We start from the raw sequence: 15,427 nt of genomic DNA, 5'->3' as shown, positions 1-15,427 counted from the left end.
ACTGCATCATGCAAAATGTTTCGATCCCGGCGGCGCTGATTGCCGGCCTCGTCAGCTTCCTCTCCCCGTGCGTCCTGCCGCTGGTCCCGCCCTACCTGATCTATCTGACGGGCGCGACGATCGAGCATGTCGAAAGCGAAGAGCCCGCATCGGCCTCCAAACGCGCCATCATGATGTCGGCACTCCTGTTCGTGCTCGGCTTCTCCACGGTGTTCGTGGCGCTCGGCGCCAGCGCCTCGCTGATCGGGGCGCTGATCCGGGCCTGGTCGGCCGAACTCTCGATCCTCGCCGGCATCGTCATCATCGTCATGGGCCTGCACTTCCTCGGCCTGACGCGCATCGGCCTGTTGATGCGCGAGGGACGCTTGACCGCGCCCAAGCCCGTCGGCCTCTGGGGCGCTTATGTGATGGGGCTGGCCTTTGCCTTTGGCTGGACACCTTGTATCGGCCCGATCCTCGCCGCGATCCTCTCGGTCGCCGCCGCCGAAGCGACAGTGACGAGAGGCGCCGGCCTGCTCGCGGTCTATTCGGCCGGGCTCGGCATTCCCTTCCTGATCGCTGCCCTGATGATCGAGCAGTTTTCCACCCTGTTCGCGCGCATGAAGGGCCATCTCGTCAATGTCGAGCGTGCCATGGGCGTCCTGATGGTGATCACCGGTATTGGATTCCTCACCGGCGCGGTCTCGAACGTGAGCATCTGGCTGCTGGAGACGTTTCCGACGTTGCAGACGATCGGTTAGGCCTCCGCATCAAAGCGCGCTAGCGCGGCGCGGTCGATCTCGATACCGAGGCCCGGCCCCTCGGGCACCCGCACGACGCCGCTCGCATGCTCGATCGGGTCCTGCAAAATCGCCTGCCGGATCGGATGTTCAGTGCGGTCGAATTCCAGCATCGGCTCGAGCGGTGACAGCGAAGTCGGCGTTTGCGAGGGCAGCACCGCGAGGAGCTGGAGCGAGGCGGCGATCGCAATCCCGGTGCCCCAGACGTGCGGATTGTAGCGGATGCCGAACGCCTCACTCATGTCGGCGATCTTCTTGCATTCACTCAAACCACCCGCCGCGCAGGTGTCGGGCTGGGCGATGTCGAGCGCGTGCGAGACGAACAGCTCGCGGAAGCCGAAGCGCGTGAATTCGCACTCGCCGCCGGCGACCGGAATCGTGAGCGCGGATTTCACCGCGCGATAGCCCGCGACATCCTCCGGCGGCACCGGCTCCTCAAACCATCCGATGTCATGGCGCTCGATCAGGCGGCCGAGCCGGATCGCCGCGACCGCGTCATAGGCGTGGTTCGCATCGACCATCAGCGCGACATCGGGGCCGATCGCCTCGCGCACCGCGCGGGTGATTGCGGCATCTTCGGCGATGCCGAAACCGACCTTCAACTTCACGGCACGGAATCCCTCGGCGGCATAACCCGCCGCTTCCTCCGACAGATAGGTCAGCGGATCGCCTGACTTGCGCCGGTAGAGACCGGTTGCGTAGGCGGCAACCTGCTTGCGCGCGGCGCCGCCGAGAAGCTGATGCACGGGTACGCCAAAATGCTTGCCCTTGATGTCCCATAGCGCGATGTCGATGCCGCTCATTCCCTGGATCACGACGCCCTTCTGGCCGTGATCGCGCAAGCGCGCGTAGACCATCTGCCATAGCACGTCGGTGCCCAACGGATCCTCGCCGATCAGCCATGGTTCGATGCTGCGAACTACCGCCGCCGTCATGCGTGCCGGACCGTAGCATTCGCCCCATCCGATAAGACCATTGTCGGTCTCGATCTCGACCAGCATTGCGGTGCGCGTGTCGTACCAGGCGCGCGAATAGGCAAAGGGCTGCGACAGCTTTGCTTCGAGAATGTGCGTGCGAACCCTAGTGATCTTCATTGCCGGCCTCCGTTCATCGCGCCTCGTCCAGCGCGCAAATCACCGTGCAGACCACGCCGCGGGGCAGGAAGTCGACCGTTGCCTCGCCGCCGAGCTGGTCGCGCGCGCTGCGCTCGATCAGGCGCGAGCCGAAGCCGCGTTGCACCGGCGCCGTCACCGGCGGTCCGCCGATCTCGGTCCAGATCAGGCGCAGCCGCGGCTTCGGCGCATCGGCGACGACCTGCCACTCCAGCGTCACCCGGCCGGTCTCGTTGGATAGCGCGCCGTATTTCGCCGCGTTGGTGGCGATCTCGTGCACGATCATCGACAGCACCACGGCGAGCCGCGGCGACAGCGGCACCGCGGGTCCGGCCATGCGGATGCGCTCCGGATTATTCAGCAGGAACGGCTGGAGCGCGCGGGCGATCACGTCCCGCAGCTCGGAGCCCGCCCATTTCTCCTGGCTGAGCAAATTATGCGCCTCGGCCAGCGCGCCGAGCCGGCCCTCGAATTTTACCCGCTCGTCCCGGCTGGCGCTGCGGAAGGTCTGCACCGCGATCGCCTGCATCAACGCGAGCGTGTTCTTGACGCGATGGTTGAGCTCGTCGATCAGGAGATCGTGCAGCATCTCGCCGCGCGCGATCGTGGTCGCCATCCGGACCGCGAAGGTCAGGCCGGTCAGCAGCAGGACGCCGCCGATAAAACTGGTGATCGCGATGTTGCGCCAGAGCGGAGCGATTAGCGAGGTCTCGGCGACGCCGGCCACGATGGTCCAGCCGGTCAGCCGCGACCTCGTATAGACGGTGGACAACGCGACGCCGTCGAGCGAAACCGTCGAGAGTGCGGCTTCCGGCGTGCGCAACATACTCTCGTACAGTGCGCCGGTAGCCCGTTTGCCAAAGATCTCCGTAGGGTTCGGCGTGCGCGCGAACACGATAGCCTTGGTGTCGAGCAGGGAGACCGTCCAATCCCGGTCGGGCCGTTGCTTTTCCACCAGGTCCTGAAAGGTGCTGACCGGCGGGCTGAAGCAGAGGTCGTAGATCACTTCGCCGTCGCGGAGCACCGGAACCTCGACCGTAAGCACCTGCCGGCCGTTGATCGCGCCGGTGAACAGGTCGGAATATTGCGGCGACCTGGTCGCAAACACCTTCTCGATGATCTCAAGATGACCGCGTGGCGGCAGGCTTGCGGTGTCCTCGGTCGCGGAGGAAAACAACAGCCGGCCCTTGCGATCGGAGATCAGCACGAGGCCGCCTTTGCCGTACTGGTCGACGAAGCCGAGCGCGATGCGGCGGAAGCTCTGGAAGTCGTCGTTGCGCAGCGAATTCGTCAGTGCAAGCACCTGCAGGCCGCCGGTCATCCGCTGCACCTCGGAGTCCAGCACGAGGCGCATGCTGCGCACATTCTCCAGCACGCGGCGGGTCGCGTCGTTGCGGTCCTGTTTGTAATTGTAGACGGCAATGCCGACCGCGAAGACGATCAGCGGCAACATCGTTCCCGTCACCAGAAGAGCGAGCCGGACCGGCAAAGTGAGCTTTGACAAACGCGGGCGTCCCGGTTCCAGCGCAGGGGAGCGCCGGATTTATGATTTTGGGAGACCATAGGGGCGGGATTTGCGCTACGCCAATAATTTTTGCGTTCGGACGCGCCGCCCAGGAAGAAGATTTTGCAGCGCGGTCCGCGGCTGCGCCTCAGCTCATGCTGATTGCGGTCAGTAGGAGACACATGGCGTACACGGCCGCCAGGCTGAGCCCGGCGATCCGGGCCTCTCGATGCGATTTCATAATGTCAACTCCCAGAGAGGGAGGCCGCCTCAAGGCGGCCCCCTTACACCTGGATCAATCAATTTCCTGAACGACCGTGCGCGTACCGGGATCGACGAGCATCACGCGATCGCCGGAGTAGACGTAGCGATACTTCGTCAGCGACGGACCCCAGTCTGCGGGAACGGCCTCAAGCTCGACGTCGCTCGGCACCGCCGCACCGACAACGATCTTTTCCTTCGTGGTCACCGGGCGAATGCGATGCTCGGTGACGTAGGATTTGATCTTGGTTCGGTACTGCGGCTCGATCTGGACGGCCGCCGCGTGGCCCGTCCCGGTCGTCGTCACGACGGTCGATTGCGCGAAAGCACCGGTCGACATCAGGACCGCCGCGGCGGAAAGCAGGAACAACTTCTTCATCTCGTTCTCCTCGTTTGAACATGCGCCGCAACAACCCCTCATTGCGGACAGCGTTCCCGGCTCAGGGAACTAATTGCCGCTTTTTCCCGTTTGTAGATGACCGGGCTGACGGCTCGGGCTCTGGAGGAGGACTAACAAATGAAGTTGAAGATAGTAACTGCAGCATTGATGCTTTCCGCAATATCCCTGCCGGCGTTCGCGGCCGACGAGTTCTATGTCGTGCAGGACGTCAAGACGAAGAAGTGCACAATCGTCGACAAGAAGCCGACGGACACGTCCATGACCGTCGTCAGCCCATCGGGCGCGATCTACAAATCGCGCACCGAAGCTGAAGCCGGCATGAAGACCGTCAAGGTCTGCACGTCCAACTGAGGAGGATGACAAATGCCAGTTCTGATTCTCTGGGCCGTGCCGGCCGTGCTGGTGATCGGCGGCGGCATCTATCTGATCGGCCACATGCACTAAGCGGCAGTGGAAGGCGGGTCTGTGCGTGCAGCGCACGGGCCCGCACGCCGTCTGTCTGCTAAGAGAGGCTGCTCCCCTCGGCCTGCCACGCACCGGCAGGAGCGCAAGTTGCAGTGCAGCAGTTCGCGAAAGGGGTGGCCCTGCGACGAAGAGGGCCTCCCGCGCGCGTGAAATGACTTCCGTCCCGCCGAGGTTTTCCATACGCTTCCCACTCGCAAGCCGCATACCGGCTGCGCTCACGGCCCGGCGACAGGGCCGGAGCATCAAAAGGAGGGGAGACGATGAAGCGAAGATCATTTCTCGCTGGGCTCGGCGCGACCACTGCGGCGGCTGCGATGGGCATGCCGTCAATCGTCAGGGCACAGTCGCCGATCACATTGAACGGCGCGGTCCAGTTCAACGACGACCACGCCTTCAACCGGGCCCTGCTCCGGTTCGAAGAGCTGGTCAAGAAGTACTACGGCAAGCCCGTCAACTTCACACTGCACAGGAATTCCTCGCTTGGCCTCGAAAAGCAATATTTCGAGTACATGTCGCAGGGCAAAGCCGTCGATTACGGCATCGTCTCGCCGGCTCACATGTCGACCTTCGCCAAGGCGGCCCCGTTCATCGACGCGCCCTTCGTGTTCAAGGGCATCGACCACATGAACAAGGTCGTCGAAGCCAATATCCTGGCGCCGATCGCCGACGAAGTCGCGTCCAAGGCCGAGGTCGTTCTGATCGGCTATTCCGGCGGTGGCATCCGCAATATCTTCGCCAACAAGCCGCTCAAGACTCTCGCCGACCTTAGGGGACTCAAGGTGCGCGTACAGGGCGCGCCGATCTGGTCGAAGACCTTTGCGGCCGTGGGCATGAGCCCGACGGTGATCGCCTACAACGAAATCTACAACGCGATCCAGAACGGCGTGATTGCGGCCGGCGAGAACGAGGCGGCCGGCGTCGAGGCGATGAAGTTCTACGAAGTGGCTCCGCATCTCAACCTGACCCAACACGCCGTGTCGATCCGGCCGATCTGCTTCTCGGTGAAGACGCTAAAGACCTTGCCGAAGGAGTTGCAGGACGCGATCATGAAGGCCGGCAAGGAGGCCGGCGACTACGGCCGACAACTGGAGTCGAGTGAAGAAGTCGTCAAGCTCGACACGCTGGAGAAGGCCGGGAAGCTCAAGCGCGTTCCCTTCGAAGAACGGGACGCCATGAAGAAGCTCGCCGATCCCGTGATGGCCACCTACGCCAAGGAAATTGGCGCGGAAGGCATTTTCGAGAAGATCAACGTCGTCTGAAAACTGTCGCCGCCCACGCGACAGGACGTCGGGGCAAGCCAGACGGCTTGCCCCATTGCGTGATTGTGATCCCCCGGAGTCGTGATGACTGAAATATCGATGCCACCGAACCCGTCGCCATGGCGCCGAGCAACGGCGGCCTATGCAAAACTGCTGGAAATCCTGCTCGCCGCCTCCGTCGGTATGCTGGTCATTCCGGTCACGTTGCAGATCATCTCGCGCTACACGCCTTTGATTCCGTCCTACATCTGGACCGAGGAGATGGCGCGGTTCATGTTCATCTGGACGATCATGATTGGCGCCATGGTCGGCATCAGAGAGTCGCAGCATTTTGAAGTCGACGTCTGGCCTGACCTGTCACGCCGAAGCGAAGCCATGGTCCGGATTCTCGCGCGGCTCGGCGTGCTGGCGCTGGCACTGGTGTTCGTAACCGCCGGAATCGAGTTCACCCGCTTTGCCTGGAACAGAACTTCGGAGCTGGCCGATCTGCCGCTTTGGCTGATCCACGTCGCCTGGCCGATTTCCGGCGTGACCTGGATCGTGTTCGCCGGTGAACAGATCGTCGACGAGATGCGGATTTTGTTTGGGGCAAATCAATGAGCGGCAATGTTCTTTCTGCCGGGCAGGCCGCAATGGTCCTGTTCGGTACTTTCGTTGGCCTGCTCATCATCCGCGTCCCGGTCGCCTTCGCGCTTGGCCTTGCCTGCGTGCCGATCCTGCTGATCGAGCCGCATCTGTCGCTGATGACGCTCGCGCAGGAAACCTTCAACGCCTACAATTCATTCATCCTGCTAGCGGTCCCGTTCTTCCTGCTCACCGCCAATCTGATGAGCATCGGCGGCATCACCGACCGGCTGGTCGCGCTGTCCCGCTCGATGGTCGGGCACTGGCCGGGGTCGCTGGCGCAGATCAACGTGGTGCTGTCGGTGTTCTTTGCCGGCATCTCCGGATCCTCCACCGCGGACGCGGCGAGCCAGTCCAAGATATTCATCGATGCCCAGACCAAGGAGGGCTACGACCTCTCGTTCTCGATCGCCATCACCGCGGTCTCGGCCGTGCTCGCCGTCATCATCCCACCCTCGATCCTGATGATCGTGTGGGGCGGACTGATCTCGACCTCGATCGCCGCGATGTACCTCGCAGGCATCGTGCCGGGATTGCTAATCGCGGGCGCGCAGATGGCAACAGTGCATATCTATGCCGTGCGCCGGGGCTATCCGACCTATCCGAAGGACACCTGGAGGGAGATGTGCTGCGCCATCTGGCGCTCGATACCGGCGCTTATGACGCCGTTCATCATTGTCGGCGGCATCCTGCTGGGGTGGTTCACCGCGACCGAATCCGCCTGCGTCGCAGTGCTCTATTCCGTGGCGCTGTCGACGTTCTTCTACCGTGAAACCGGCGCGCGCGAACTCTACAAGGCGCTGCTCGATACCGGGCGCCTTGCCGGCGTGGCGCTGTTCTGCGTCGGTACCGCGAGCGCGTTCGGCTGGCTGCTGGCCTATTACAGGATTCCGCAGGAACTGCTGGCTAACGTCTCGACCTGGGGCATGGGCGCGATCGGGGCCGGCTTCTTCATCGCGTTCTGCTTTCTGGTGGTGGGCTGCTTCCTCGACGCCATTCCGGCGATCATCATCGTCGGCACCGTTCTCGAACCGCTGGCGAAATCGGTCGACCTTCATCCGGTGCAGTTTGCGATCATCTCGATCGTCTCGCTCGCCTTCGGATTGGTGACGCCGCCTTATGGCCTCTGCTTGATGATCGCCTGCTCGATCGCCGGGGTACGGCTGCGCTATGCGCTTAAGGACACGGTGATCATGCTGATCCCCATGCTGCTCGTGCTGGCGGCGCTCATTATTTGGCCCAGCGTTTCCCTGTTCCTGCCGCGCCTGATCGTGCCGGAGATGTTGAAATGAGCGGGGCTTGATCCCGCGGCTCTGATGCCGCGGAATCGGTGCATTTTTCTCAGAGATTGCTCTCGGTGATCGCAGCGTAGACCATGCTGCGCAGCTCGCGCCGGAGCGGGTAGGCGCTCGACGGCAGCACCTGCGTCATGAAGATGGTGATCAATTCTTCGGCCGGGTCGATCCAGAACGAAGTCGTGGCCGCGCCGCCCCAATTGTATTCACCGGGGCTGCCGGCGACCAGCGTCTCGGCCGGGCGCATCGTCACGGCGAAGCCGAGGCCGAAGCCGATGCCGTTGTAGGCGGCTTCCGCGAACAGCGAGCGCGACACTTCCGGCAGCGAGCGTCCACCCGGAATGTGGTTGGTCGTCATAAGCGCCAGCGTCTTCGGCCCGATCAACCTGACGCCGCCGAGTTCGCCGCCATTGAGCAGCGCACGGCAGAAGGTGAGATAGTCGGCCGTCGTCGAGCACAGCCCGCCGCCGCCCGAAATCAGGGACGGCGGTGAGAGGAACGAACTCTTGGTTGGATCATCCTGCAACGTCAGGCCCTCGCGGCGCTGGCCGGCATGGAAGGTCATGCCGCCACCCGGGTCGGCCGAGTAACAGGCAGCGAACCGGTGGGCCTTGGAAGCCGGCACGTGGAAATCAGTGTCGGTCATGCCGAGTGGATCGAGAATGCGCTGTTTCAGGAACTGCTCGAAGGGTATGCCGGAGATCTTGCCAATGAGGTAGCCGAGCACGTCGGTCGAAACCGAGTAATTCCAGGCCTCGCCCGGCGAGAACTCCAGCGGGATTTTTGCAAGGCTCTCGATCATGGTCTGGAGCGTGCCGGATTTCTCGACCTCGCCGATCTTTTCGGCGCGGTAGGCGGCATCGACGTTCGAGCGCTGCTGGAAGCCGTAGGTGAGGCCGGAGGTGTGGCGCAGGAGGTCGACGATCAGCATCGGCCGCGACGGCGGCCGGGTCAGGAAGGAAGGCGCAGTGCCGGCGACGAACACACCGAGATCCTTCCATTCCGGAATGTACTTGGCGACCGGCTCATCGATCGCGACGAGGCCTTGCTCGACCAGCATCATGAAGGCGACGCTGGTGAGCGGCTTGGTCATGGAATAGATGCGATAGATCGTGTCGTCCTTGACGGGCAGCTTGCGCTCGACGTCGGCAAAACCCTGCACCGTACTGTGGGCGATCTTGCCACGGCGATAGACCAGGAGATGCGTGCCCGGGAAGCGACCGGCATCGATGTACCGGCTCTTCAGATGCGCATCGACGCGGTCGAGCGCGGCCTTGGACATGCCCACGGATTCGGGCGAGGCGGGGGTGGGGGCGAGCATCAGTTCCTCCGGGCAGTTTTGTCCGACGTTGATAGCCGATATGGCGGTCTCATTCCAACCCGGTCGCGCTTAACGCCGGCCGGCTGTTTGGTGTAGGCTTCACGTTGGAACGCCTCCAAGCAGCCCAAAAGATCCCCGACGGGCCAATGAGAAAACGCAGGCAAACGCACCATGACCCAGTTCAACGAGACCGAACTCACCGAAGCCGTCGTCCGGAGCTTTGACCGGACACCCGACCCCCGCGCGAAATTCCTGCTCCAGGAATTGGTGAAGTCGCTGCACGATTACGTGACCAAGACCGGCCTCACCTTCGAGGAGTGGGAATACGCCATCGATTTCCTGACCCGCACCGGCCAGAAATGCACGGACACCCGGCAGGAATTCATCCTCCTGTCCGACGTCCTCGGCGTCTCCATGCTGGTCGATGCGGTCAACCACCGCGAGCGCGAGGGCGCCACCCAGACTACCGTGCTCGGGCCGTTCTATGTCGGCGAGCACAAGGTGACGGCGCACGGCACCGACATCTCTCCGAACAATCAAACCGGCGAACGGATGTTCGTGCAGAGCCGTGTCACCGATCTCAAGGGCAAGCCGCTCGCGAATGTCCCCGTCGACGTCTGGCATGCCGACGATGACGGCTTCTACGACTCGCAGAAGCCGAACTATGACGAGGTCGGCGCCTCGGCGCGGGCGCGCTTCATCACCGACAGCGACGGCCGCTTCTTCTTCCGCACCATCTTGCCGTGCAGCTACCCGATCCCGACCGACGGGCCGGTCGGCGAGATGATCGTGCAGACCAACCGCCACCCGATGCGCCCGGCGCATGTGCACTTCCTGGTCAATGCCAAGGGCTACGAGCCGCTGATCACCCACGTCTTCATGGACGGCGACAAATATCTGGATTCCGACGTTGTGTTCGGCGTGAAGGACGACCTCGTCGCCAAGGTCGAGCCGCGCAACGATGCGGCGATGCCCGACGGCACCAAGGCCAACGGGCAGTGGCACCTGATGAGCTACGAATTCCACCTCAAGCCCGGCGGCGGCATGGCGCCGAAGCCGCTAGGGATGAAGGCGGAGGAGCCGGCCTGACCGTGAGGCGCGAGCGGCGAGCGCCGCGCCTCATCTCCCGATAAAGGCTGCCAGCTCGTCAGGCGTCCCCATCGGAAAGGCTTCTTTCATGAAGTCGAGGAAGGCGGATACCCGCGCGCTCAGGAGCCGGCGTGATGGATAGAGCGTCCACAACGCGATCTCTGGTCCGTCGATGTCGCCCCAATGTACCAGCGTGCCGACAGTCAGGTCGTGACTGACCAGTGACACCGGAAGGCGCGCGGCGCCGACGCCGGCCCGGACCGCGTCGCGGACCATGACGAGCGATGACAGGCGAAGGACCGGATCAATCGCGATCCGCGATCTTCCGCCTGGCATCGTCACTGCCCAGCTTGTCAGCTGGTCGCTTGGTCCGCGCATGACAGCCGGCACAGCGATACCCTCCCTCGGTCGTTTCAGGTCCGGGCTTGCCACGACCACCAGCCGATCGCGCAGAAAAATTCGTCCGACAAGGCTGTCATCTGGATCGGGATTGACCCGGATGACGAGGTCATACCCTTCCTCCACCATGTCGACGGAGCGATCTTCCGTCGTGACCTCAAGACGGACCTCCGGGTATCTGAGCGCGAACCCGGCCGCGAGGTTTCCCATTGCAGTCTGCGAGAACAGCATAGGCGCGCTGATCCGCAAGCGCCCCCGCGGCCTGTCCCCACCCGACGCGATCGCTGTCGCCGTCTCGTCGAGCTCTGTGAGCAAGGCTCCCGTCCGCTCGTAAAGGGCACGTCCTTCCTGCGTGAGTTTCAGGGCCCGCGCGCCACGCTCGAACAGGCGGAGGTCAAGCGCGGCTTCCAGCTCGGCGACCCGCCGGGACAGGGTGGCTTTCGGGCGTCCGGCGGCCCGCGCGGCCCGTCCGAACCCGCCGTGCCGGGCGACAAGATTGAAATCGGCGAGTGCGAGCAGGTCCATCGTTCCACCAGTGAGACGGTCTGTCCAGATATAGCGGCTATCGGTTCGTTTGTGGATCGCTAATTTCCGGGTGTCTTCTGACCCAACCCGGAGTGATCCCCATGACCATCCTCGTTACCGGTGCAACCGGCACCATCGGCCGCCACGTCGTCGAACAGCTCGTCAAGCGCGGCGCCGATGTCCGTGCTCTCGCCCGCGATCCAGCCAAGGCAAACCTCCCGGCAGGCGTCACCGTCGTGCAGGGCGACCTGCTCGACGTCGACTCGCTCCCCAGCGCATTCAAGGGCGTCTCGACCCTGTTCCTGCTCAACGCAGTGGTGCCGGATGAATTCACGCAAGCGCTGATCGCGCTCAACGTCGCCCGCGAGGCTGGCGTCGAGCGGGTCGTGTACCTCTCGGTGATCCACAGCGATCGTTACGTGAACGTCCCGCACTTTGCCGGCAAGTTCGGCGTCGAGCGGATGATCGAGCAGATGGGCTTCAACGCCACCATCCTGCGCCCGGCGTACTTCATGAACAACGACGTCACGATCAAGGACGTGGTGACCGGATACGGCATCTATCCGATGCCGATCGGGAGCAAGGGGCTCGCGATGATCGATGCGCGCGACATCGGCGAGATCGCGGCCCTCGAGCTCATCCGTCGTGAGCGCGCCGCATCACCGCTTCCGCTCACGCGCATCAATCTCGTCGGTCCTGATACGCTGACCGGCGCGAAAGCCGCCGCGGTCTGGTCGGAGGTGCTGGGCCGCACGGTCGCCTATCCCGGTGACGATACCGCCGGCTTCGAGAAGAATCTCCGGCAGTTCATGCCGAGCTGGATGGCCTACGACATGCGGCTGATGAGCGAGCGTTTCCTCACCGAGGGAATGGTCCCCGAAGCCGGCGACGTCGAGCGTCTGACCGCGTTGTTGGGCCGCCCCCTGCGCTCCTATCGCGACTTCGTCTCCGAAATCGCGGCCTCTGCCTGACGGCATGGGCACGTCCCCATCACGACAACGAGGACTCCCATCATGACCTCTTCAATCGCCACTGTTCCGGCGGATCCGCAAGGTGCGACGAAGATATTGGTGCTTGGAGCGACCGGTGCCACCGGTCGCCTGATCGTCAACCAGGCGGTGGCGCGAGGCTACGACGTCACCGTGCTGGTGCGTTCCGCCGAGAAGGCACGTGACATCACGGGGGCGAAGCTCATCGTCGGAGACGCCCGCGATGAAACAGCCCTGCGCGCAGCCCTCAAAGGCCGTGAGGCCGTGGTCAGTGCGCTGGGTACACCGGTAAGCCCGTTCCGCGAGGTGACGCTTCTCTCGACCGCGACGCGCGCACTCGTGAGCGCGATGAAGGCCGAGCAGGTCTCGCGGCTGGTTTGCATCACCGGAATGGGCGCCGGCGACAGTGCCGGGCACGGCGGCTTTGTCGCCGACAATGTGATCTTTCCGCTTCTCCTGAAGAAGGTGTACACCGACAAGGACCGGCAGGAAGCAATCGTCAAAGACAGCGGGCTGGACTGGGTCCTGGTTCGCCCCTCGATCCTGAACAACAAGCCCGGCCGCGGCTCGGTCCGGGCCCTGACGGATCTTTCGGGCTTCCATGGCGGTAGCATCGCGCGCGAAGACGTTGCGACATTCGTGCTGGATCAAGTGCGCGCCGATACCTGGCTGCATCGGTCTCCGCTGATCACGTGGTGATGCTTTGCGTGGCGACACCCGGATCAGCGCGCGTGCAACATCGCAAGCAGGACCACGACGACGCAGGCGAGCGCCGCCGTGGTCAATTTCCAGAACATCAGCGGGCTGCGCTCCAAGAGCGGCGTGATCCGCGTGTCGAGATAGGCCGGATTGGGTGTGCGAAGCTCGAAGACGAATTCGGACAGATCCTCGTGCCGCTTGTAGGGATCCGGATGCAGCGCACGTCTGAGCGCGCCGTCGACCCAGGCGGGCACGTTGCTGTCGTCATCGGCCGGGCGGTATTTGAGCCTCCGCACGTCCGCCTTGCGCCGGATCCTGGCGATTTGGGTGCCATAGGGAAGCTTTCCCGTCAGCATCTGGTAACAGATCACGGCGAGCGAAAACATGTCGGAGCGCGGCGAGCCGCCTTGCCCAAGAAAATATTCCGGCGCCGTGTACTGGACCGTTCCCAGAATTTCGTCGGTCTCGTCCTGCGGGGCGGCTTCCGCGACGCCTGCCACCTTGACCGATCCGAAGTCGATGATCTTCGCGGTGCCGGTCTTGTCGATCAGGATGTTGTCGGGCCTGAGGTCCTGATGCAGCATTTCCATGCGGTGGAAGGCGCGCAGGCCCGCGGCGATTTGCTCGACCAGTCCGCGCACGGTTTCGAGATCGGGGCGCGGATTGTCCGTCATCCATTGCCGCAAGGTCTGACCTTCGACGAATTCGGTCGCGACGTAGAGGTAACCGCGCCGTTTCGACTGCGACAGCGGCTTCAGCACGTGCGGGCTGTCGATCCGGCGCGCGATCCACTCCTCCATCAGGAAGCGCTTCAGGTAGGCGGCATTGTCGCGCAAATCGATCGACGGAAGCTTCAGCGCGACCGGCTCCTCGGTCACTGCGTCGACGGCAAGGTAGATATGGCTGCGGCTGCTGGCGTGGATTTCGCGGACGATTCTGTAGCCGTCGAAGATGGCCCGCGGCTCCGGCAGCGGGGGAAGCGGCAGCTGGGAGGTCTGGTTGAAGATGCCGGCCGGCTCGCGCTGCGGCACCGCATCGATGCGGAGGATCTGGACTGTGATGTTGTCGTCGCTGCCGCGCCGGTAGGCTTCCTCGACGATCGCCTTCGCCGCTCCGTCGAGCTCGGCTGCATGGTCGCTGAGCGCACTCGTGACAAAACGCGCGTCGACGAATTCATAGGCGCCGTCGGTCGCCAGCAGGAACGTGTCGCCAGTCTCGATCTCGAAACTCTGGTAGTCGATCTCGAGCTGCGGATTGATCCCGAGCGCACGGCCGAGATAGGTCTGCTCCGAGGACACGATGATCCGGTGATCGTCGGTCAGCTGTTCGAGCGCCTTGCCGGCCACGCGGTAGACGCGACAGTCGCCGACGTGGAAGATGTGCGCGGTGGTCGCCTTGATGACCATGGCGCTCAGCGTGCAGACATAACCCTTGTCACGGTCATAGGCATATTGGCTCTTGCGCGTCTGCGCGTGGAGCCAGGAATTGGTCGCGTCCAGCACGCGGCGGGCGGAGGTCTTCACCGTCCAGGATTCCGACGTGCAATAATAGTCCATCAGGAAGCTCTTGACCGCCGACTCGCTGGCGATCTGGCTCACCGTGCTGCTGGAGATGCCGTCGGCGAGGACGGCCGCAATGCCCTTCAGGCTGAGCATCGGCTCGTCCGGAACGAGGACGCCGTGAAAATCCTGGTTGATGGGCTTGCGACCCTTGTCGGAATGCTGGCCGACCGAGATCTGAAGTCCGCGGGTCATCGTCATCACCGGCAAAGGGGAGCCTCACCCTGATCGGGCGAGGCTCTCCTGTCGAGACGTATCAGGCCGCGACGCGGGGCGACGTGGCCTTGCCGGCCTGGCGCTTCGGCTTGGTCATGACGTGCGTGGCGTAGAGGGTCATGCCGGTGAAGGCGAGGCCGCCGACGAGGTTGCCGAGCACGGTCGGGATCTCGTTCCAGATCAGGTAATCCATGATCGAGAATTTTGCGTGCAGCATCAGGCCCGACGGGAACAGGAACATGTTCACGACGGAATGCTCGAACACCATGTAGAAGAACACCAGGATCGGCATCCACATCGCGATGACCTTGCCGGGGACCGAGGTCGAGATCATGGCGCCGACCACGCCGGTCGAGACCATCCAGTTGCAAAGCATGCCGCGCAGGAACAGCGTCGCCATGCCGGCCGCGCCATGCGCAGCGTAGCCCAGCGTTCGGCCTTCGCCGATATTGCCGATCGCGGTGCCGATCTTATCGGGGTCCTGCGTGAAGCCGAAGGTCGTGACGAAAGCCATCATGAAGGCCACGGTGAAGGCGCCGGCGAAGTTGCCGACGAAGACGAGGCCCCAGTTGCGCAAGACGCCACCGATGGTGACGCCGGGGCGTTTGTCGATCAGGGCGAGCGGGGAGAGCACGAACACGCCGGTCAGGAGGTCGAAGCCCAGCAGATACAGCATGACGAAGCCGACCGGGAACAGCAGCGCGCCGATCAGCGGCTGCCCCGTGTTCACGTTGATCGTGACGGCGAACCATGCCGCGAGCGCCAGGATGGCGCCGGCCATGTAGGCGCGGATGATGGTATCCCGGGTGGACATGAAGACTTTGGACTCGCCCGCATCCACCATCTTGGTGACGAATTCCGAAGGCGCGAGATACGACATCGATGGTTCCTTTTGCTTCCTAAGAAAGAGATCTCGCCCTCCTGCGAGAGC

The 15,427-nt window shown here is 63.5% G+C and carries 15 protein-coding genes; 8 read left to right on the top strand and 7 right to left on the bottom strand.

Features of this window, described 5'->3' with window-relative positions:
* Positions 1 to 8 precede the first annotated feature (8 nt).
* Complete coding sequence (locus IVB50_RS40930) at positions 9 to 740, top strand: cytochrome c biogenesis protein CcdA (RefSeq protein ID WP_204510575.1); 732 nt, start codon at positions 9 to 11, stop codon at positions 738 to 740.
* Here IVB50_RS40930 and IVB50_RS40925 read toward each other — a convergent pair.
* The 3 genes from IVB50_RS40925 to IVB50_RS40915 all read right to left on the bottom strand — a co-directional run bounded on the left by IVB50_RS40925 (position 737) and on the right by IVB50_RS40915 (position 4,035).
* A complete protein-coding gene (locus tag IVB50_RS40925) occupies positions 737 to 1,873 on the bottom strand; it encodes a mandelate racemase/muconate lactonizing enzyme family protein (RefSeq protein ID WP_247300288.1) in 1,137 nt (378 codons plus the stop codon). The genes IVB50_RS40930 and IVB50_RS40925 overlap by 4 nt on opposite strands.
* A 13-nt stretch (positions 1,874 to 1,886) precedes the next feature.
* Positions 1,887 to 3,344 carry a sensor histidine kinase gene (locus tag IVB50_RS40920; protein ID WP_247300326.1) on the bottom strand — a complete coding sequence of 486 codons (1,458 nt, stop codon included), beginning with the start codon at positions 3,342 to 3,344 and terminating at the stop codon, positions 1,887 to 1,889.
* A gap of 346 nt (positions 3,345 to 3,690) precedes the next feature.
* Positions 3,691 to 4,035 (bottom strand): DUF1236 domain-containing protein, encoded by a 345-nt coding sequence (locus tag IVB50_RS40915; protein ID WP_018457104.1) that lies wholly within the window; start codon positions 4,033 to 4,035, stop codon positions 3,691 to 3,693.
* Positions 4,036 to 4,173: 138 nt separating this feature from the next.
* Between IVB50_RS40915 and IVB50_RS40910 the strand changes: the two genes are divergently transcribed.
* From IVB50_RS40910 to IVB50_RS40895, 4 genes are all read left to right on the top strand, one after another.
* A complete protein-coding gene (locus tag IVB50_RS40910) occupies positions 4,174 to 4,407 on the top strand; it encodes a hypothetical protein (RefSeq protein ID WP_026233301.1) in 234 nt (77 codons plus the stop codon).
* A gap of 374 nt (positions 4,408 to 4,781) precedes the next feature.
* Positions 4,782 to 5,780, top strand: coding sequence for a TRAP transporter substrate-binding protein (locus IVB50_RS40905; RefSeq protein ID WP_018457102.1), 999 nt, complete (start codon positions 4,782 to 4,784; stop codon positions 5,778 to 5,780).
* A gap of 84 nt (positions 5,781 to 5,864) precedes the next feature.
* Positions 5,865 to 6,380 carry a TRAP transporter small permease gene (locus IVB50_RS40900; RefSeq protein ID WP_026233300.1) on the top strand — a complete coding sequence of 172 codons (516 nt, stop codon included), beginning with the start codon at positions 5,865 to 5,867 and terminating at the stop codon, positions 6,378 to 6,380.
* A complete protein-coding gene (locus tag IVB50_RS40895; RefSeq protein WP_018457100.1) occupies positions 6,377 to 7,696 on the top strand; it encodes a TRAP transporter large permease in 1,320 nt (439 codons plus the stop codon). Before IVB50_RS40900 ends, IVB50_RS40895 begins: the two co-directional genes overlap by 4 nt.
* A 49-nt stretch (positions 7,697 to 7,745) precedes the next feature.
* On the opposite strand, the gene IVB50_RS40890 is transcribed toward IVB50_RS40895, so the two are convergent.
* Positions 7,746 to 9,020 (bottom strand): serine hydrolase domain-containing protein, encoded by a 1,275-nt coding sequence (locus IVB50_RS40890; protein ID WP_085352118.1) that lies wholly within the window; start codon positions 9,018 to 9,020, stop codon positions 7,746 to 7,748.
* Between the two features lie 171 nt (positions 9,021 to 9,191).
* On the opposite strand from IVB50_RS40890, the gene IVB50_RS40885 reads away from it, so the two are divergent.
* Positions 9,192 to 10,109 carry an intradiol ring-cleavage dioxygenase gene (locus tag IVB50_RS40885; RefSeq protein ID WP_247300285.1) on the top strand — a complete coding sequence of 306 codons (918 nt, stop codon included), beginning with the start codon at positions 9,192 to 9,194 and terminating at the stop codon, positions 10,107 to 10,109.
* A 30-nt stretch (positions 10,110 to 10,139) separates the two neighbouring features.
* On the opposite strand, the gene IVB50_RS40880 is transcribed toward IVB50_RS40885, so the two are convergent.
* Complete coding sequence (locus IVB50_RS40880) at positions 10,140 to 11,033, bottom strand: LysR family transcriptional regulator (protein ID WP_247300283.1); 894 nt, start codon at positions 11,031 to 11,033, stop codon at positions 10,140 to 10,142.
* 101 nt (positions 11,034 to 11,134) lie between these two features.
* Here IVB50_RS40880 and IVB50_RS40875 point away from each other — a divergent pair, with 101 nt between their 5' ends.
* Complete coding sequence (locus IVB50_RS40875) at positions 11,135 to 12,004, top strand: NmrA/HSCARG family protein (RefSeq protein ID WP_247300280.1); 870 nt, start codon at positions 11,135 to 11,137, stop codon at positions 12,002 to 12,004.
* Between the two features lie 42 nt (positions 12,005 to 12,046).
* On the top strand, positions 12,047 to 12,721 hold the full coding sequence (locus IVB50_RS40870) for an SDR family oxidoreductase (RefSeq protein ID WP_247300278.1): 675 nt from the start codon (positions 12,047 to 12,049) through the stop codon (positions 12,719 to 12,721).
* A gap of 23 nt (positions 12,722 to 12,744) precedes the next feature.
* Here IVB50_RS40870 and IVB50_RS40865 read toward each other — a convergent pair whose 3' ends face one another.
* Together IVB50_RS40865 and IVB50_RS40860 are read right to left on the bottom strand one after the other, a co-directional pair.
* Positions 12,745 to 14,481: a bifunctional protein-serine/threonine kinase/phosphatase gene (locus tag IVB50_RS40865; protein WP_247300324.1), complete on the bottom strand. Its 1,737-nt coding sequence runs from the start codon at positions 14,479 to 14,481 to the stop codon at positions 12,745 to 12,747.
* A gap of 55 nt (positions 14,482 to 14,536) precedes the next feature.
* Entirely contained in the window at positions 14,537 to 15,376 is an 840-nt protein-coding gene (locus IVB50_RS40860; RefSeq protein WP_018457093.1) for a formate/nitrite transporter family protein, read from the bottom strand.
* Positions 15,377 to 15,427: the final 51 nt, after the last annotated feature.

This window comes from Bradyrhizobium sp. 87 (genome assembly GCF_023073015.1).
Classification (GTDB): Bacteria; Pseudomonadota; Alphaproteobacteria; order Rhizobiales; family Xanthobacteraceae; genus Bradyrhizobium; species Bradyrhizobium canariense_D.
The sequence above is the reverse complement of the archived record's forward strand: the minus strand, read 5'-3'. Positions and strand labels throughout refer to the sequence as shown.